Here is an 18107-nt window from a genome sequence, read left to right as displayed (position 1 = left end):
CTCATTGTCCCCAGCGCAGGCCGGCATCAAGGCCGATGTGTCGTTCACGGTTGCCGTCGTAGACCGGCCGCGACCAGCTGATCCCGTATTCGAAGATCCGGCCATCGGCCAGCTGCCACTCGTGGCGATACTCGGCCGACGGCACCAGCGCACTGCCAAAACCCTGCTGCCAGTAATTGCCCAGCGACACGGTCAGGCGGTGGCGGAAATGCCGCTCGTAGTGGCGCCACAACTGCTGGTCCACGCGCAGGCCGATTTCCGCCGAACGGTCTTCGGACGGGTTGAAGTAGGGCACGTCGTCGCGGCTGCCGCGGCTGGCGTACAGGCTGCCCAGGCCATCCAGCAACAGGGTGGGGCGGGTCAGCAGGCGCTGTTCGATGCTGGTGCTGAGCGTGTCGCGGCGGTTGCCGTCGTCGTAGCGGAACTGGCTGGCGCCTGCGCTCCAGTGGGTGAGCTCGTTGCGGCGGTAATCCACCGCCAGTGCCACGCTGTCGGCGGTGATGCCGGAAATGCGCGCCTGCAGCGAGGCATCGGCGGCGTTGCGTGCCGCCGTCACGCCGGCGTGCCAGGTATCGCTGAACTGCCAGCCGAACCCGGCGCTCAGGCCGGTATCGCCGATGTGGTCATTGGCGCGGTTGACGAACAGTTCGGCGTCGGCGCGGCCGAAGCGGTAGCGCGTGCCCAGCCCGAACCACAGCGGGCGGATGGTCTGGTCCTGGAAATCCACGCTGCGGCGGTCGGCGAAGGTCACCACGCGCCAGCGGTCGTCGATGACCGGCGACTGCAGTTCCACGCCGTAACGCGCATCGTCGTTGCCCAGCGGCGAGGTGCCACCGCCGCCTTCGCTGCGGCCGCCTTCGGCATACGCATGCAGCTGCCAGCCGCGGTGGGCCTTCCAGCTGCGGTCCATGCGCTGCACCGAGGACTGGTTCGGGTAGCGTTCCAGCAGGGAATCGTGGATCGGCCGCGCGAGGTCATCCCGCTGCAGCTGCACGTAGGCGTCGTACTGGCCCAGACGCGCCGAGACGTCGCGCGGGTCCAGCGTATTGGCCATGCTGTAGCGCTCCAGCGCCCGCCGCGGCCAGCCGCGCATCATGTAGACGTTGCCCAGCGACGACTGGGTGCCGCCGTTGGCCGGGGCCAGTTCCACCATCTTTTCCAGATCGTGCTGGGCGGTGGGCAGGTCACCGCTGTAGGCGCGGATCATCGACAGGTTGAGATCGGCCTCATAGCGCGGCCAGTTGGCGTAGGGCGCGCGTGCGCCCTTGGCCCAGCGCCATGCCGGCTCCTGCGCCTGCCACTGGGTGAGCACGTTGATCGCGGTATCGGCGCGCTCGCTTTCCAGGTGCGCATAGGCCAGTTCCGAATGCACTTCGGAGCGGCCCGGGTCGGCCTTGAGCGCCGCTTCCAGGACCGGGATGGCTTCGTCGGGGTGCTGGCTGGCCATCAGCGAATCGCCTACGGCCGCCATCAGGTAGTTCGGCACCTCATGGCCTTCGGCGAGCAGGGCGCGGTATTCGTCGCGCAGCTGCTCGTGGCGGCCCAGCCGGTTGAGCAGGATCAGCCGGTCATAGCGGATCCGCAGCGGTGCGGTCTGCACGGTGAGGCCGTCGCGCTGCAGGTAGCGCTCCATCTGCGCGAGCGCGTCTTCGGCTTCGTCCAGGCGGGTGTCTTCGCTGGCGCCATACGCCAGGCTCCAGCCGACCCGCTTGGCCAGGTAGTTGGCTTCGAAGCGCTGCTTCTGCGCCTCGTCGAACAGGTCGGGGCGCGCCTGGTACAGCTGCCACGCACGGTGCGCATTGCCGATGTCGGACAGGGTGAGCACCTGCAGGCGATACAGCAGGTCATCGTTGGGCGCATCCGCCCGGGCGCGCTCGATCGCGCCCAGCGCGTCAAGCCAGCGCGCCTGGTCACGGTAGGTGCTGATTTCCGCCAGGTGATCTTCCCGCGAAGTGGCCGCCGAAGCAGGCAGAGCGGTCAGACAGAGTGTGGCGCATACCAAACCGACGCAGAGCGCCAGCGGCCGATGCTTGTACATGGAACCCCCGGGAGCATCCCTTCAGAGAATCTACTTGTGCGTGGAAATGTGACGCACATCACATGCCAATCGTGCACGACTTCGTCAATGTAGACAAATTGTTAAGGCGCAACACGGCCTCCGCAGCTGTGAAAACAGGCGTGATGGGGACTGCAAGTTGTTGAAAAGCAAGACCATCCGGCCGCCGCCACGGCGCTGTTCCCGGGGTCTGGACACCCTGAAACCGTTCATCGGCCCCGGAGCCATGACACCCCGGGATTGCTGCCATGCCTGCTGATCCGCAACGCAAGTCAGTTTCCGACACGCTACGTCACTAGGTGCGCACAATCCGTGATGCATTCACCGAAACAGGGCGACACGCCCTGCGGGTCCGCGCGGACGTCACCACACGTCTTCCAGTTTCTGCGGCTTGCACGCCACCCACGACGCGGACAGCAACACCACCGCGCACACCAGCAGGAACCCGAACGGCAGGTACCAGGCGCCGCTGATGGCATGCAGCCAGCCGAACAGGAACGGGCCCAGGCAGCTGAAGGCATAGCCCACGCCCTGCATGAACCCCGACAACGCCGCCGAACCGGCCGGGGTGCGGGTGCGCAGGTTGATCAGGGTCAGCGCCAGCGGGAAGGTCGAGGGGCCGATGCCCAGCAGCACCGCCCACAGCCACGGCGCCTTCATCGGCGCGAACAGCAGCCCGGCGAACGCGATCAGGAACGCGCTGAACCCGACAATCACCAGCGGGAAGGGATTGCGCAGCCGCACCGCCAGCGCCGGCATGGTCAGCGACGGCACCAGGCCCAGGGCGGCAAAGATGGCCACCATGATCCCGCCGAACGCCGGCGTCGCCCCGGCTTCCACCACGATGCGCGGCAGCCAGGTGAACATCGAATAGGTCATCAGCGAGGTCATGCCGAACATCAACGCCATGCCCCAGGCCAGCGGCGTGCGCCAGACCTTCCCGTGTGGCTGCGCGCCCGGGTCGGCGGCCGTATCCAGTGGGTCCGGATGCGGGCGGCGGCGGGCCAGCGCGATCCAGGGCAGGGCAGCGGCCACCGCGAAGATGGACCAGATGCCCAGCGACACCCGCCAGCCGGCCTGTTCGGCCAGTGGTACCGCCATCAGCGCCGGCACCATCGTGCCCAGCTGCAGCACCGTTATATAAAGCGTGCTCACCGTGCCCACGCGGTTGGCGAAGTAGCGCTTCACCAGCGGCGGTACCACTACGTTGCCGATGCCCATGCCGGCCAGCGCCACCACCGAGCCGAACAGCAGGCTGCCCACGCCGCCGGCCATCGAGCGCAGCAGCAGGCCCACTGCCGCCAGCACCATGGCCAGCAGGGCGGTGCGTTCCAGCCCGATGCGGCGGGCCACCATCGGCGTGGTCACCCCGAACAGCGCGAACGAGGCCGTGGGCAGCATGCCCAGCACGCCGGTCATGGTGGTGCCGAACCCGAAGGTCTGGCCCAGCTGGTCCAGCAGCGGGGTGATCGAGGTCACCGCCGTGCGCAGGTTCAGCGCGGCCAGCAGGATGGCGGAAAACGCCAGCACGCGTCCGCGCAGCAGGGACGTGGAATGGGGGTCGGCAGGGGTCATGGCAGGAATCTCTTGCAGGTGGCGCGGCACGTGGGGGTGCAGCGGAGTGCGGGCGCTCGGCGCAGGCCGTGAAGGACAAACGCTGCCGCATTGTACGCGCGGTAGCGCCACGCCCTGCGTGGCTGCCTGCGGACGACAGATACAAAAAAGCCCGGAGGACATAATGTCTTCCAGGCTTCAATGTGACCACTTGTATGGTCGGGGAGACAGGATTCGAACCTGCGACCTCTACGTCCCGAACGTAGCGCTCTACCAGACTGAGCTACACCCCGTAAGGAGCCGCCTATTGTATCGATCCCGCCCTTCGGCGGCAAGGGGGACCGTTTGTTCACCTTCGGATGCCGTGTTGCCACGACCTTGACAAAAAAGCCTGGAAATCACGTTTCCAGGCTTCAATGCGACCACCGGAGTGGTCGGGGAGACAGGATTCGAACCTGCGACCTCTACGTCCCGAACGTAGCGCTCTACCAGACTGAGCTACACCCCGAAGGAGCCGACAAGGATACGGTGTGAAGGGATTATCGGCAACCTTTTTTTACCGCGAAGAGCAGCCGACTGACAGTCGGCTCTACCGCGTGTCGCGGTCGGTGGTGCCGACCTCTCGTGCTTCGAACCACATGCCGTTGAGGATGGCGGCGGCCGAGGCCAGGCCGGTGCCGAGGATCCAGGCGAAATACCACATGGCAAAACCTCCAATGTCACTTCGGTAGGTGCCGACCGTGGGTCGGCACGATGGGCAATATCAATACGCGTTCGGGTTGTCGGCCATGTCTTCGGCCGTGGTCTTGCCCTTCATCACCCGGTAGACCCAGCTGGTGTAGGCAATGATGATCGGCAGGAAGATCACCGTGGCCACCAGCATGATGAACAGCGTGAGCTGGCTGGACGAGGCATCCCACACCGTCAGGCTGCCGCTGGGCTGGCTGGAAGAAGGCAGCAGGAACGGGAAGATCGCAAAGCCCACGGTGAGGATGATGCCGGCAATCGACGCGCCCGAAGCCAGGAACGCGGCCATGCCGCGGCGGGCCCGCAGCAGCACCGCGCTGGCCAGTGCACCGGCCAGGCCCAGCAGCGGGAACACCAGGGTCAGCGGCATGCTGCTGTAGTTGCGCAGCCAGCCACCGGCCGCCGTGCCCACCGCAGCGGTCTTCAACAGCGGGTTGGTCGGGCCGTCGGTGACCACCTGCGAGGTGATCTCGTAGCCCGGCAGGCCGAAGGCCACCCAGGCACCGCCCGCAGCGAACAGCACGAAGCTGAGCAGCGCGGCAATGCTGCCGTAACGCGCCGAACGCTCGGCCACCGGGCCGTCGGTCTTCAGCACCAGCATGGCCGCACCGTGCGACACCATCATCGCCACGCCGACCAGCCCGGCCAGCAGTGCGAACGGGGTGAGCAGGCCGAAGAACGAACCGGTGTAGAAGATGCGCATGCTGTCATCGAAGTGGTACGGCACGCCCAGCAGCACGTTGCCCACCGCCACGCTGGCAATCAGCGCCGGCAGCAGCCCACCCACGAACAGCACCCAGTCCCACGTGTCGCGCCAGCGCTTGCTCGGCATCTTGCTGCGGTACTTGAAGCCCACCGGGCGCAGGATCAGCCCGAACAGCATCGCGAAGATTGCAAGATAGAAGCCGGAGAAGCTCACCGCATACAGCGGCGGCCACGCGGCGAAGATCGCACCGCCACCGAGCACCAGCCATACCTGGTTGCCTTCCCATACCGGGCCCACGGTATTGATCACCGTGCGCCGTTCTTCATCGGTCTTGGCCACGAACGGGAGCAGGGTGCCCACGCCCAGGTCGAAGCCGTCCATCACCGCCCAGCCCACCAGCAGGATGCCCAGCAGCAGCCACCAGATCACGCGCAGCGTGGTGTAATCAAGTCCAAGAATGTCCATCTGGAATCTCCTGCCTTATGCCTGGCCGGGGGCCGGCGTGGCGGCATGGTGGGGAAGCGGCGTGCGTGAAGGCTGCAGCGACGGAAGAATGTCGGCCGGCCCGGTGCGGATCGTCTTGAGCATCAGCTTCACCTCGATGATCAGCAGCACCGTATAGGTCAGCGTGAACACCGCCAGCGTGGTCAGGATTTCATGCAGGGCCAGACCGGACGCGGCGTAGAAGGTCGGCAGCACGCCGTCCACCGCCCACGGCTGGCGGCCGTATTCGGCCACGAACCAGCCACACTCGATCGCAATCCACGGCGCCGGAATCGACCACACCGCCAACCGCAGGAACCAGCGCTTCTCGTGGAAGGTGTTGCGGCAGGAGAAGTAGAAGGCCACCGCGAAGAACGCGATCAGGTAGAAGCCGAGCCCGGCCATGATGCGGAAGGTCCAGAACAGCGGTGCCACGCGCGGAACGGTGTCCATCGCCGCCTTGGAGATTTCCTCCGGCGTGGCGTTGAGGATGTCATCGCGGTAACGCTTGAGCAGCAGGCCATGGCCCAGATCCTGCCAGTGGCGGTCGAACATCTCGCGCGCCTCGACATCGTTCTTGTCCTTGCGCACGCGTTCCAGCGCACCGTACGCCAGCTGGCCGCCCTTGATGCGGTGCTCGGCGCGTTCCACCAGTTCCAGGATGCCCGGGATGGGCTGGTTAAACGAACGCGTGGCGATCAGGCCCATCAGGTACGGAATCTTGATGGCGAAATCGTTCTGCTGGGTCGTCTGGTTGGGAATGCCGAAGGCGGTGAAATCGGCCGGAGCGCGCTCGGTTTCCCACATCGCCTCGATCGCGGCCAGCTTCATCTTCTGGTGCTCGCTGGCGGCATAACCGCTTTCGTCACCCAGCACCACCACCGACAGCGACGACAGAAGGCCGAACGCCGCGGCCACCGCGAACGAACGGCGCGCCATGTCCTTGTGCTTGTCGCGCAGCAGGTAGAACGCGCTGATGCCCATCACGAAGATCGCGCCGGTCACGTAGCCTGCGCTGACCGTGTGCACGAACTTGGCCTGCGCCACCGGGTTGAACAGCACCGCGGCAAAATCCACCACTTCCATGCGCATCGTGTCCGGGTTGAACACCGCGCCGGTGGGGTTCTGCATCCAGCCGTTGGCGATCAGGATCCACACCGCCGACAGGTTGGTGCCCAGCGCCATGAACCAGGTCACCGCCAGGTGCTTGACCGGGGTCAGCCGCTTCCAGCCGAAGAAGAACAGGCCCACCAGCGTGGCTTCCAGGAAGAATGCCATCAGCCCTTCAATGGCCAGCGGCGCACCGAAGATATCGCCCACGTAGTGGCTGTAATACGACCAGTTCATGCCGAACTGGAACTCCATCACCAGGCCGGTGGCCACGCCGATGGCGAAGTTGATGCCGAACAGCGTGCCCCAGAACAGGGTCATCTGGCGCCAGACCGGTTTACGGGTCATGACATACACGCTTTCCATGATGGCCACCAGGAACGAGAGGCCAAGCGTGAGGGGGACAAAGAGGAAGTGGTACATCGCGGTCAAAGCGAACTGCAGCCGCGACAGTTCTACGACTGTCGAATCGATCATGGCCTGGCTACCTCGTGGGGTTTTGCCGTTTCAGGTGGCGGGAAGGGGGTCTACGGAGTGAATTCTGTGACCAGCAACTTCTATTAGCCTTGATTCAGATCAATGTACGAACGGGCAGGGAGGGGGATCGTAGGCATCCGACCTGCGACCGCGCGCCGCACCGGGAGGGTAGGCCGGCGCCCCTTACAATGGTCGGTACCTCCCTGTGGCCGCCAGTGATCCGCTTTGAGCATACCCCCCGACGCGTCCGCCATCGAGACCACCGCCCTGCGCCGGCAGCGCCTGCACTGGCTGAATGGGCTGGCTGCCAGCGCCCGCAGCCGCCAGCGCCTGGCCGCGCTATGCATATGTATGTCCGGCGGACTGCTGATCGGGCAGGCCGCGGCCATTGCCTGGTTGATCCAGGCGGTGCTGGTCGAGCACCGTCCCGTGGCCGCCGCCACCCCGGTGCTGCTGGGCCTGCTGGCGGTATTGGCGGTGCGGGCCCTGCTGGGAAGCGCCACCCAGGCCGCCGCCGGCGATGTGGCCGATGCGGCCCGGCTGACCCTGCGCGAGCGGGTGTACCGCCGGCTGTTGGGGTTGGGGCCGCTGTGGCTGCGCCAGCAACGTACCGGCGAGCTCGGCGAACTGATGCTGGCCCATGCCGACGCGGTGGAGAGCTATTACGCCGGTTACCAGCCGGTGCGGATCGAAGTGGTGGTCGTGCCGCTGCTGATCCTGCTGGCCGTGGCGTACGTGGACTGGGTGGTGGCGCTGATCCTGCTGTTCACCGCACCGCTGGTGCCGTTCTTCATGATGCTGGTGGGCTGGGGCGCGGAAGCCGCCGGCCGTGCCCAGCTCGGTGAGCTGGCGCGCATGAGCGGCCACTTCGCCGACCGCATCAAGGGTCTGGGCCTGCTGCGCCTGTACGGCCGTGGCGAGGCCGAGCTGGAAGGCGTGGCCGCCGCCGCCGAAGGCGTGCGCGAGCGCACCCTCAAAGTGCTGCGCATCGCGTTCCTGTCCTCCACCGTGCTGGAGTTCTTCGCCTCGGTCAGCGTGGCCATGGTCGCGCTGTACCTGGGCCTGAGCTATCTCGGCCTGATGTCGCTGCATGCCGCCGTGCCCACCCTGGGCGCGGGCATGTTCTGCCTGCTGCTGGCGCCGGAGTTCTACGCACCGCTGCGGCGGCTGGCCGCGCATTACCACGACCGCGCCAACGCACTGGCCGCCGCTGCGGAAGTGGAGCGCCTGCTGGGCGAGCTACCGGCCGCTGCCTCCGCCGAAGACGCGGCGCCAGCCGCGCGCGCGCCGGAACTGCTGGAGCAGCATGCGCCGCCGGTGGTGGTGCGCAACCTGGTGCTGCGCCCGGTGGGCGCCTCGCACGACGTGGTGCAGCAGCTCTCCTTCCACATCGAGGCGGGCCAGCGCCTGGCCTTGGTAGGTCCCAGCGGCAGCGGCAAGAGCACGCTGCTGGAAGCGCTGGCCGGCTGGTTGCCGCCCCGCGAGGGCAGCATCGTGCTGCGCCCGGGGCTGGAGGTCGGTTACGCCGGGCAACGCCCGTACCTGTTCCATGGCAGCATCGCCGACAACCTGCGCTTGGCCGACCCGGGCGTGAGCGACGCGCGCCTGCACGCAGTAGCCGAAGCGGCGCAGGTGATGCGCTTTGCGGCGCACCTGCCCGATGGCCTGGACACCGTGATCGGCGAACGTGGCTTCGGCCTGTCTGGCGGCGAAGCACGGCGTATCGGCCTGGCGCGGCTGCTGCTGCGCGACCCGCAGTTGTTGCTGCTGGATGAACCCACCGCCTTCCTCGATCCTGACACCGAAGCTGCGCTGCTGCAGACCTTGGCCGCGTTCGCCCGCGACCGCGCCGTGGTCATCGCCACCCACAGCGACACCGCCATGCGCTGGGCCGACACGCGGCTGGTGCTCACCGCCAGTGGCCGCGCGCAGACCACGGAGGAGCCGGCATGAGCCCGCACCGCGACGATTCGCTGAAGCAGGTGTTCACCCGCCATCGCGGCCGCCTGCTGCTCACCGTGCTGCTGCTGTGGACCACGATGCTGGCCGGCACCGCGCTGCTCGGGCTGTCCGGTGGCTTCCTTACCGCCGCAGCCCTGGCCGGTGCGGCCGGGCTGGGCAGCGGGTTCAATTTCTTCTCGCCCTCGGCCGGCATTCGTGGCCTGACCATGGCGCGCATCGTCTCGCGCTATTTCGAAAAACTGGTCGGGCACGACGTCACCCTGCGTATCGCCCGCGACCTGCGCGTGTGGTTCTTCCGCCGCGCGCTGCCGCTGGCTCCGGCGCGGCTGGCCGGTATACGTACGGGCGAGTTGCTTGCACGGCTGATGTCGGACATCGGCGAAGTGGACGGCCTGCTGGTGCGTGCCATCGGCCCACTGCTGGCCCTGGACGGCGTCTCGCTGGTGGCCGTGTTCTCCGCCGGCCTGATCTACCCGCCGGCCGCGTTGTTGCTGGCTGTGCTGGCGCTGGCCATCGGCGTGGGCGTGCCCTGGCTTACCGTGCGCGGCGCCGGCGGGCAGGAGCGCGACCGCGCGCTGCACCGTGCACAGCTGCGCACGCAGGCGTTCGAAGGGCTGGAAGGCGCCGCCGACCTCACCGCACTTCATGCGCGCGAAGACTGGAACCTGCGCGTGCTGGTCGCGGCCAAGCAGCTGCGCTCGCGCGACCGCCGGCGCCGCTGGCGGCTGGTGGGCGGCAACGCGCTGCACGGGCTGTGCGCCTCGGTTGGCCTGGTCGGCATGCTGTGGGTGGCGCTGAGCGGGTTCGAGCGCGGCGCGATTGATGCGGCGTTGGCGGCGGCGTTGGTGTTTCTCACCGTGGCGCTGATTGAGCTGTGGGCCGGTATCGGCTTGGCCTGGCAGTCGTGGCTGTCCGGGCGCGTGGCAGCGGCACGGCTTGAAAGCATCGTGGACCAGCCGCCGGGGGTGCAGGATGCAACGGCACCGGTAGCACTGCCTGCCCAGGCAGCCACGCTGCAGCTGGAACAGGTGGCATTCCGTTGGCCGGGGCAGGCGAGGGCGCTGCTGGAGGGCGTACAGCTCACCGTGGCGCCCGGTGACCGCATTGCCATTCGCGGTGACAGCGGTAGCGGCAAGACCACTTTGTCCGCGCTGCTGCTGCGCCTGTGGGACCCCGACGAAGGACGCGTGCTGTACGGCGGGCAGGACATCCGCAACGTCGCCCAGGACGCGTGGCACAAACAGATCGCGTGGTTGCCGCAGAGCGCGCCTGTGTTCGCCGGCAGCATTGCCGACAACCTGCGGCTGGGCGATGCGCAGGCCACTGATGAGCGGCTGTGGCAGGTGCTGGCTGATGTGCGGCTGCAGACCTGGGCTTCGCAGATCGGCGGGCTCAATGCCTGGGTGGGCGAGAACGGCGCTACGATGTCGGCCGGGCAGGCACGTCGGCTGGCGCTGGCGCGCGCCTTGCTGCGTGGCTCGCCCATCCTGCTGCTGGATGAGCCCACTGAAGGCCTGGATGTGGATACCGCGCATGCCTTGCTGCATGACATGGTGGCGGCGCTGCACGGCAGAAGCCTGGTGATGATTACCCACGACGAACTGCCGGAAGGCATCGTGCACCGCAGCTACCATCTGCGCGAAGGCAGGTTGTCGTAACGCCAGCTCCAGGATGGTCGGCAATTGATGCATGGACGCCAAAACGCAACCACCTTTGCTCCAAGCGTCATGCCCCATCGCGCGGTGACCCGCCATCGGCGGTCGATAGGGATGCGACCCTACCGCCACATCCGGCCGGCCGACGCATCGGTAGGGTCGGTCGCAAGACGACCGCCGATAACAACGACCGGCCCATTAACGCATGGACGCCAGATCAACCGCGCACTCCATGCCAGATGTGACATCCCATTCCGGCGCCAACATCCCCACGACGCCACCCATTGCTCAACGCGCATCGTGATGCGGTTCCATCCGGAACGCGACCTGCCGCAAGCAATTGGCGGCGATCAGGCGCATCACGGCATCACGGTAGACAGGCTCAATTGAAGCAAGCCGAACTGAAGAGAGAAACAATTGGAGCTAAGCTTCGCTCCAACGCATGGTGTGCGCTCGGAGCCTGAGAAACTCCTAACAAGTGCAACACGCTCGACGTCCTGCGTCGGGAGGGTGACGGAATAAAATACCCTCGTGGGAATACGTCATGCCCGGATCTTGTTACGGTTCTCAGCCTCCCGACTCCCTCGCCATCCGGCGAGGGAGATCCTATTGGAGGTCCACCATGCACAGTTCCCGGCCTGACACCCCTTATTCCGAACTTCCCAAACGCAAGCTTCACGTGAGCCAGCCCGCCCGCGTCCGCGTCGAGGCCCTGTACCACCCCGGCGGCAATGGCGAATACGATGACATCCCCATCCCCTGCGTAAAACTGCGTGGCCTCTGGATGCGCAGGGCAGGGTTGGACGTAGGCGCCCGCCTGAAGCTGGAACTTATTCCCGGCGGAATACAGCTCACTGTAGAGCCCGAACCTGACCCGGCCATTCCCAAAGTCCGCCAGATGGGCCGCCTGCAGAAAGCCCGCCTCGAGAGACAAGGCCAGCAACCCAACCCGTAGTACCGGGCCCTGCTTTGCAAAGATCTGTCCACCAATCCGACGTACGCACCACACCGTCGCCCACCCCAGCTAAGCTGGGGTGGTCACCAGGACCGGGCCACCCCGTGCGCAACTTCGTATGACCGCGTACGTGATGCCGAATTCGACTCGGCCAAGCTGAACTACTATGAACAACGCTCGCAGCAGCTGCTGGGGCTGCCCCCCTCCCTCGAGAACGCGCTTGAGGACCCGGCAATTCAGCACGCTGATGGCTACAAAGGCGGCTCCGGGATGAGCTGGATCCAGCGCTCGGCGATGGGAGAGACGATGGCGAAATAGTTCTAAGCTGGGAACCCGTCGTGCCGGCGTGGGTGTTGGCCGCGGCCGGGCGTGGTCGACTCGCCTGCCAGCTGTGCAATTGCTGGCTTGCGGTCAGATGTCCGCCGAGAGCTTCCCCTGCCAAGCGTCGAACTGCTCACGAAGCAGTCCAAACACATTAGCGACACTCTTTGCGGGTGCCTGCTGCTCGAACCCCAGGTCGCCGAATTGCGTTAAACGATATGCAGAAATGGCCTGGTATACATCTCGAACCGCCCGTTGATCAGGGTGTGTTGCTATCAACGCGTCTAGAACAGCATCCTGCGCGATTTCCGCTGCTAGCCGTTCCATCAGGTTTTGTTCGAGAACTGCCAGCCTCGATTCGATGTCCATTTGTTCCCCCGGTAGATGGTAGGTTGCCTCGGCGTGTCAATCCTATGGCAGGAACCTCTTTGGACCCAAGTTGTATATGCGATTCGCATGCGCAAGGTCTGGCAGAGTCTCAGCTCGTGCGAACTGCCGGGACTCGTCGTTTGGAGCGTCTTTCGGGCTGGGCAACTGGTCCACGTTCACCCCTCCCCAGGAGTTCTCCACCGTAAGGCCCATTGTAACGATCCGGCAAACGCCGGTTCGCGTGAGTGGGCTGGCCGGGGGTTCAGTCCCCCGTCTGGCTGTGCGGCGCAGCCAAGGGTTTGGACTGGGGCGAATCTTTCTGGCGCAGGAAGATCGTCAGCACTACCAGCGCGAGGACCGCGAGAAACTCGCTCTGCCAGTTCTGAAAGGATTCAAACCAGAAGCCGCTGCTCCACAGGTGCCCCCAGCAGGTAGGGGCGGGCAGGCCCCGGGCGACCTGCTCATCCACCGCTGCGCGCCAGCTCCCGGCCAGATGCAGGAAGAAGCTCCCGACGAAAAGGATGGAAAAGACGATGGCCAGCGAGTGACCGTAGAGGAGCTTCCAGATACCGCCTTTCCGGACTGCCCAGGGGGGCGGGCCGGGCAGGATGCGTTCCTCCTCCTCCTCCCCCTTCAGCGGGCGCGATTCCGCAGAGCCCTTTTGCCGCAGTCTGACCGTAATCAGCACGTACATGCCCATCTGCAGGAACTCGCTTTCCCAGTTCTCGAACGTGGCACTTACGAAATGGCCGCTGTGCAGGTAGGCCCACAGGTCCAAGCCGGCGCGGTGGGCCTCGTGCAGTTCCTGGTTATGGCTGAGGAAGCCTGTCCACACCTGGCCCACAAGGAAGGAGGCAAGCAACAGGAACAGCACAATCGAGAGACCGTTTCTCCTCCACATGACTACACAGCCTCAAATCATCCGTATCGACGTTAGTCCTGCGTGTGGGGTGGGGAGGTGAAGGAACAGCGGGTTGCGCCCCTGGTGAACTCCTCCGCGCTTTTATCCAGGTATCACGCTGCCATGCTCCCGACGTTACATCCGACGGGACACGATGCAGGGGCTTCCCCGGAGGGCCTCCCATGCGTCGATCCATCATTTGCGGTGCCATCTCGCTTGCCTTGGCCGGATGTGGAGGCGGCAACACCGAATCCAACGTCCAGGCGCCTGGCGCGGAAGAAACCGCCAAAACCAAGGTGCTCGAAACGGGTGCCGCGGTGTTGCAGGATCGGCCGCCGATCGAGGCCATCAACGCCTATCTGGATGGCTTTCATTTTTACAATGGCCAGATGAAGGTGCAGATGGAGGCGCACCACTACTGCTCCATCCTCAATGAGGATGTCATCCAGTGCACGATCTACGACGGCAACGTTAAAGACGCCAAGCTGATGGGGGTGGAGTACATCATCAGCGCCAAGCTGTTTGCCGCCTTGCCCGATCAGGAAAAGGCGCTATGGCACAGCCACGTGCACGAAGTGAAATCGGGGCAGTTGGTTGCGCCCGGCATTCCGGAGGTGGCCGAGCATGCGTTGATGGAGAAGCTCATACATACCTACGGAAAAACCTGGCACACCTGGCATACCGATCTGGACAAGGATCTGCCGCGTGGCATGCCGCAGCTGATGATGGGATTCACGGCGGATGGGCAGGCTGACCCTCAGATGGTCGCTGCACGGGACGACCGGCTGGGCGTGAGCAGCCAGGACAAGCGCGAGCGTCGGGCTGATATCGTTGCACCGCCGGTAGATGGCGGCGCGGATGCCTGGCAGAAGGGGCGGGTCATCCAGATCGAGGATTCGGCCGGTGGGCATGGGCACGCGCCCCCTGAGGCGGACAAGAACGCGACGTCCGGGACTGGCCCGGGAGGCTGAAAGGCGCCTAGGGAGCGCGGTGCGTCAGCCATCTTCCGTGTTGCACCGACGCTGCGATGTTTCCGCCTGTTCTCGGTAGTTGTACTTAGGGCTGCTACGTAGAACGGCCGTGGCTGGAAGGTGGCCGGGTCTGTCAGTGTTGTCCGGGAACGGGATGAAGCGTCCGGGAGCACGATATGCGTGGATGGAAGGCAGGTTCGGTGGCCGCAGTGCTCCTGCACTGCGTGGTGGCTGCGCCCGCACTGGCGCAGCAGGCAGTGCCGGACACCACGGCGCCGGCCCCGGCCGCATCCCGCCACGGCATGTTCAAGGACCCGCACGACGGCCATTTCGACATGTCGCGCTGGCTGCTCGACCGCAAGGGCTTCCTGCCGGTGCCGGTGATCATCAGCGACCCGGCCGTGGGCTACGGCGGCGGCGTGGCCCTCGCGTTCTTCCACAGGCCGGAGGGCGCAGCGCTGGAACGCACCGCGGCCGATGGCCGCAAGCAGATGATCCCGCCAAATATCTACGGCGTAGCCGGGATGAAGACCGAGAACGGCAGCACGGCCTACGGGGCCGGCGCCATGCTGCACTTCAAGGACGACCGCTGGCGCTACACCGGTGGGGTTGCCAAATCCTCGTTCAACCTGGACTTCTACACGCCGGGCAACCTGCTGCCGGAAGTGGGCATCGGCTACAGCTCCGACGGCTACATGGCGTTCCAGAAGATTGCCCGGCGCCTGGGCGACCAGTCGCTGTTCCTGGGCCTGCAATGGGTCTACATGGACCTGGACATCGGCTTCGACGTCGATTCGGACCGACAATACTTCAAGCCGCACGAGCTGAACCGGAAAACCTCCGGGCTTGGGCTGTCGCTGCAGTACGACCAGCGCGACAATTCGTTCACCCCCAACAGCGGTTGGCTGGGCATGCTGGAAGGCAACTTCTACGACAACGCCATCGGCAGCGACAACGACTTCCAGAGCTACCGCGCGCATGCGTTCGGCTACCTTCCGCTGGCCGACAAGCGCTTGGTCCTGGGGGGGCGGGTGGACGTGCGCTGGGTGGGCGGTGACGTGCCGTTCTACCGTCTGCCGTACATCGACCTGCGTGGCATCGGCTCGGCACGTTACCAGGACACGCGCGCTGCCACGGTGGAAACCGAACTGCGCTGGAACCTAACCCCGCGCTGGGCGGCCATTGGCTTCGTGGGGGCGGGACGCACCTGGGGCGAGCACGGCAGCTTCTCCGGTGCCACCAGCCAGGTCGCCAAGGGCGTCGGCGGCCGTTACCTGATCGCGCGCCAGCTGGGGCTCTACGTCGGCCTGGACTACGCCTTCGGCCCGGAAGACGACACCGTCTACGTGCAGGTAGGCAGCGCGTGGCGTTGACGCCGTACGGACCAACGGTCCGTACCTACCGGCGGCGCCACGCCATGCGTATCCACGCCCCGTACCGACGGTTGGTCGGCACACGGCCCCGGTAGGTACCGACCGTTGGTCGGTACACGGCATCCGCAGCCGACACACCGACGGGACAGAATTACTTAGCCAACATAAGTAGAAACACGGTGGTCGCCCCCCAGCCCCGCAGGGATCATCCAAGGACCCGCCAAAGCGCTCCCGGAGAACCCGATGGCCACCGCCACCAAGAAGAAAAAGCCCAACATCCTGGTCATCTGGGGCGATGACATCGGCATCTCCAACCTGAGCTGCTACTCGCACGGGTTGATGGGCTACCAGACCCCCAACATCGACCGCATCGCGCGCGAAGGCATCATGTTTACCGATTCCTACGGTGAACAATCGTGCACGGCCGGGCGCTCCTCGTTCATTACCGGCCAGAGCGTGCTGCGCACCGGCCTGTCGAAGGTAGGCATTCCCGGCGCGCCGATCGGCATGAACGAGAAGATCGTCACCATCGCCGCGTTGCTGAAGAACGAGGGCTATACCACCGGCCAGTTCGGCAAGAACCACCTGGGCGACCTGAACCACATGCTGCCGACCAACCACGGCTTCGATGAGTTCTACGGGAACCTGTACCACCTCAATGCCGAAGAAGAGCCGGAGATGTACGACTACTTCCCGGAAGACGAGTTCGGTGACTTCATCGCCACGGTCAAGCCGCGCGGGGTGATCCACAGCTTCGCCACCGACAAGGACGATGCGACCGAGCAGCCGCGCTGGGGCAAGGTGGGCAAGCAGAAGATCGAAGACACCGGCCCGCTCAACCGCGAACGCATGGTCACCTGCGACGACGACTTTGCCGAACGCGCAAAGGGCTTCATCAAGCAGGCCACTGATGATGACACCCCGTTCTTCGCCTGGGTGAACTTCACCCACATGCACCTGATCACCCACACCAAGCCCGAAAGCCTGGGCCAGGCCGGTCGCTGGCAGTCGCCGTACCACGACACCATGATCGACCACGACAAGAACGTGGGCTCGCTGCTGGACTACCTGGACGAGCTGGGCATCGCCGACGACACCCTGGTGGTGTATTCCACCGACAACGGCCCGCACCGCAATTCGTGGCCGGACGGCGGCATGACCCCGTTCCGCAGCGAGAAGGACACCAACTGGGAAGGCGCGTTCCGCATCCCGCTGGTGGCGCGCTTCCCGGGGAAGATCAAGCCGGGCACCATCTCCACCGAAATCGTGCAGCACCATGACTGGCTGCCTACTTTCCTGGAAGTGGCGGGGAACAAGACCGTGGTGGACGACCTCAAGAAGGGCGTCAAGGCCATCGGGCGCACCTACAAGAACCACATCGACGGCGTGAGCCTGTGGCCCTACCTGACAGGCAAGGCCGACCATTCGCCACGCAAACTGTTCGTCTACATCTCAGACGACGGCGACACGCTGGGCATCCGCTACGACAACTGGAAGGTGAGCTTCATCGAGCAGCGCTGCAAAGGGACCATGGCGGTCTGGGGCGAACCGTTCACCCCCATGCGAATTCCCAAGATCTACAACCTGCGCACCGACCCGTACGAGTTCGCCGATGTCACCTCGAACACCTACTGGGATTGGTACATCAACCACGTCTACATCGTGTACGGCGCCATCGCGCTGTTGACCAAGTTCAACGAGACCTTCAAGGATTTCCCCAAGATTCAGAAGCCCAACACCTTCACCGCCGACCAGGCAATCGAGAAACTGAACGACGCCGTCGCCGGAAAGTAACCAGCCCGCCGTCGCAAGCCCTCCCGGTAGCGCCGACCGTTGGTCGGCCCCGACCATGTCACCCGGCGATGGACAACCCACCGCCGGCAATCCACGCCATCGCCACGATATTGACCACCACGGCCACCCAGAAGGTGGTCTGGAAAGAAGCCTTGCGGTTCTTGTGGCGCAGGGTAGCCTGCGCCAGCAATGCTCCAGGCCACCCTCCGACTAGTGCCATCGCCTGCAGGGTGCTCTCGGGCGTGCGCCGCCGATCATGCTGGGCGGCGCTCTTGTCGTGCCAGTAAAACAGGAAGGTGAGGGCGCTCAGGCCCAGATACGCCACCACAATCCACGGTGGGCAGTAGCCCGCCAAGCTGGCAGCGGCCACGCCCGCCAGGAACAGCAGAGCGATGGTGCGTCGGGGCAGACTGTCGGGCCCGCCGTTGCCCTTGGCCGCAGTGCCGGCCCTGAGCCCATCACGCTGCAGCGCGAAACGTACATTGACCGCATTGAGCCGGCCCTGCCCATCGCGCTGTACATCGTAGGTAATCACATCATTCAGGGCAGGGCGCCGGTCGCGCGCGGCAAAGGCGCGGATATGCACGAAACAGCGATCACCCCCACCATTGGGCTGCACGAAGCCGAAGCCGCGCGCGTCGTTCCATTCGCTGAGCCTGCCCTGTTGCCGCAT

The 18107-nt window shown here is 65.4% G+C and carries 14 protein-coding genes and 2 tRNA genes; 6 read left to right on the top strand and 10 right to left on the bottom strand.

From position 1 onward, the window contains the following. Window position 1 precedes the first annotated feature (1 nt). The 7 genes from pgaA to BAY15_RS12550 all read right to left on the bottom strand — a co-directional run bounded on the left by pgaA (window position 2) and on the right by BAY15_RS12550 (window position 7133). Entirely contained in the window at window positions 2-2038 is a 2037-nt protein-coding gene (gene pgaA / locus BAY15_RS12580) for a poly-beta-1,6 N-acetyl-D-glucosamine export porin PgaA (protein WP_068853179.1), read from the bottom strand. A gap of 381 nt (window positions 2039-2419) precedes the next feature. Next, entirely contained in the window at window positions 2420-3631 is a 1212-nt protein-coding gene (locus BAY15_RS12575; RefSeq protein WP_068853177.1) for a CynX/NimT family MFS transporter, read from the bottom strand. A 195-nt stretch (window positions 3632-3826) separates the two neighbouring features. Continuing rightward, window positions 3827-3903 (bottom strand) — tRNA-Pro (locus BAY15_RS12570). A gap of 138 nt (window positions 3904-4041) precedes the next feature. Further along, window positions 4042-4118, bottom strand: a tRNA-Pro gene (locus tag BAY15_RS12565). An 81-nt stretch (window positions 4119-4199) separates the two neighbouring features. Further along, window positions 4200-4313, bottom strand: a complete 114-nt coding sequence (gene cydX, locus BAY15_RS12560) for a cytochrome bd-I oxidase subunit CydX (RefSeq protein WP_068853175.1) — start codon at window positions 4311-4313, stop codon at window positions 4200-4202. A 60-nt stretch (window positions 4314-4373) separates the two neighbouring features. Then, window positions 4374-5528, bottom strand: a complete 1155-nt coding sequence (gene cydB / locus BAY15_RS12555; protein WP_068853172.1) for a cytochrome d ubiquinol oxidase subunit II — start codon at window positions 5526-5528, stop codon at window positions 4374-4376. Between the two features lie 15 nt (window positions 5529-5543). Continuing rightward, window positions 5544-7133: a cytochrome ubiquinol oxidase subunit I gene (locus tag BAY15_RS12550; RefSeq protein ID WP_068853169.1), complete on the bottom strand. Its 1590-nt coding sequence runs from the start codon at window positions 7131-7133 to the stop codon at window positions 5544-5546. A gap of 225 nt (window positions 7134-7358) precedes the next feature. Between BAY15_RS12550 and cydD the strand changes: the two genes are divergently transcribed. From cydD to BAY15_RS12535, 3 genes are all read left to right on the top strand, one after another. Next, complete coding sequence (gene cydD / locus BAY15_RS12545; RefSeq protein WP_068853167.1) at window positions 7359-9086, top strand: thiol reductant ABC exporter subunit CydD; 1728 nt, start codon at window positions 7359-7361, stop codon at window positions 9084-9086. Next, window positions 9083-10753 (top strand): thiol reductant ABC exporter subunit CydC, encoded by a 1671-nt coding sequence (gene cydC / locus BAY15_RS12540; RefSeq protein WP_068853165.1) that lies wholly within the window; start codon window positions 9083-9085, stop codon window positions 10751-10753. The genes cydD and cydC overlap by 4 nt, the downstream gene beginning before the upstream one ends. Before the next feature lie 619 nt (window positions 10754-11372). Further along, window positions 11373-11705 (top strand): hypothetical protein, encoded by a 333-nt coding sequence (locus tag BAY15_RS12535; RefSeq protein WP_141236188.1) that lies wholly within the window; start codon window positions 11373-11375, stop codon window positions 11703-11705. A 411-nt stretch (window positions 11706-12116) separates the two neighbouring features. Here the strand turns inward: BAY15_RS12535 and BAY15_RS12530 are convergent, their stop codons facing one another. Continuing rightward, window positions 12117-12395 carry a hypothetical protein gene (locus BAY15_RS12530; RefSeq protein ID WP_068853161.1) on the bottom strand — a complete coding sequence of 93 codons (279 nt, stop codon included), beginning with the start codon at window positions 12393-12395 and terminating at the stop codon, window positions 12117-12119. Between the two features lie 262 nt (window positions 12396-12657). Then, window positions 12658-13296: a DUF6766 family protein gene (locus tag BAY15_RS12525; RefSeq protein ID WP_068853158.1), complete on the bottom strand. Its 639-nt coding sequence runs from the start codon at window positions 13294-13296 to the stop codon at window positions 12658-12660. A gap of 182 nt (window positions 13297-13478) precedes the next feature. Between BAY15_RS12525 and BAY15_RS12520 the strand changes: the two genes are divergently transcribed. From BAY15_RS12520 to BAY15_RS12510, 3 genes are all read left to right on the top strand, one after another. Continuing rightward, entirely contained in the window at window positions 13479-14267 is a 789-nt protein-coding gene (locus tag BAY15_RS12520) for an OBAP family protein (protein WP_068853155.1), read from the top strand. 200 nt (window positions 14268-14467) lie between these two features. Beyond that, window positions 14468-15640 (top strand): BamA/TamA family outer membrane protein, encoded by a 1173-nt coding sequence (locus BAY15_RS12515; RefSeq protein ID WP_237334258.1) that lies wholly within the window; start codon window positions 14468-14470, stop codon window positions 15638-15640. A gap of 243 nt (window positions 15641-15883) precedes the next feature. Continuing rightward, window positions 15884-17434: an arylsulfatase gene (locus BAY15_RS12510; protein ID WP_068853150.1), complete on the top strand. Its 1551-nt coding sequence runs from the start codon at window positions 15884-15886 to the stop codon at window positions 17432-17434. A gap of 58 nt (window positions 17435-17492) precedes the next feature. Here BAY15_RS12510 and BAY15_RS12505 read toward each other — a convergent pair whose 3' ends face one another. After that, entirely contained in the window at window positions 17493-18107 is a 615-nt protein-coding gene (locus tag BAY15_RS12505) for a DUF1294 domain-containing protein (protein ID WP_068853147.1), read from the bottom strand.

Source organism: Stenotrophomonas rhizophila (assembly GCF_001704155.1).
Lineage (GTDB): Bacteria > Pseudomonadota > Gammaproteobacteria > Xanthomonadales > Xanthomonadaceae > Stenotrophomonas > Stenotrophomonas rhizophila_A.
This window is presented reverse-complemented; position numbering and strand designations above follow the sequence as displayed.

Coding starts and splice junctions, on each gene's coding strand:
- pgaA (WP_068853179.1), bottom strand. CDS start 2,038: ATGTACAAGCATCGGCCGCTGGCGCTCTGCGTCGGTTTGGTATGCGCC.
- BAY15_RS12575 (WP_068853177.1), bottom strand. CDS start 3,631: ATGACCCCTGCCGACCCCCATTCCACGTCCCTGCTGCGCGGACGCGTG.
- cydX (WP_068853175.1), bottom strand. CDS start 4,313: ATGTGGTATTTCGCCTGGATCCTCGGCACCGGCCTGGCCTCGGCCGCC.
- cydB (WP_068853172.1), bottom strand. CDS start 5,528: ATGGACATTCTTGGACTTGATTACACCACGCTGCGCGTGATCTGGTGG.
- BAY15_RS12550 (WP_068853169.1), bottom strand. CDS start 7,133: ATGATCGATTCGACAGTCGTAGAACTGTCGCGGCTGCAGTTCGCTTTG.
- cydC (WP_068853165.1), top strand. CDS start 9,083: ATGAGCCCGCACCGCGACGATTCGCTGAAGCAGGTGTTCACCCGCCAT.
- BAY15_RS12535 (WP_141236188.1), top strand. CDS start 11,373: ATGCACAGTTCCCGGCCTGACACCCCTTATTCCGAACTTCCCAAACGC.
- BAY15_RS12530 (WP_068853161.1), bottom strand. CDS start 12,395: ATGGACATCGAATCGAGGCTGGCAGTTCTCGAACAAAACCTGATGGAA.
- BAY15_RS12525 (WP_068853158.1), bottom strand. CDS start 13,296: ATGTGGAGGAGAAACGGTCTCTCGATTGTGCTGTTCCTGTTGCTTGCC.
- BAY15_RS12520 (WP_068853155.1), top strand. CDS start 13,479: ATGCGTCGATCCATCATTTGCGGTGCCATCTCGCTTGCCTTGGCCGGA.
- BAY15_RS12510 (WP_068853150.1), top strand. CDS start 15,884: ATGGCCACCGCCACCAAGAAGAAAAAGCCCAACATCCTGGTCATCTGG.
- BAY15_RS12505 (WP_068853147.1), bottom strand. CDS start 18,107: ATGCGGCAACAGGGCAGGCTCAGCGAATGGAACGACGCGCGCGGCTTC.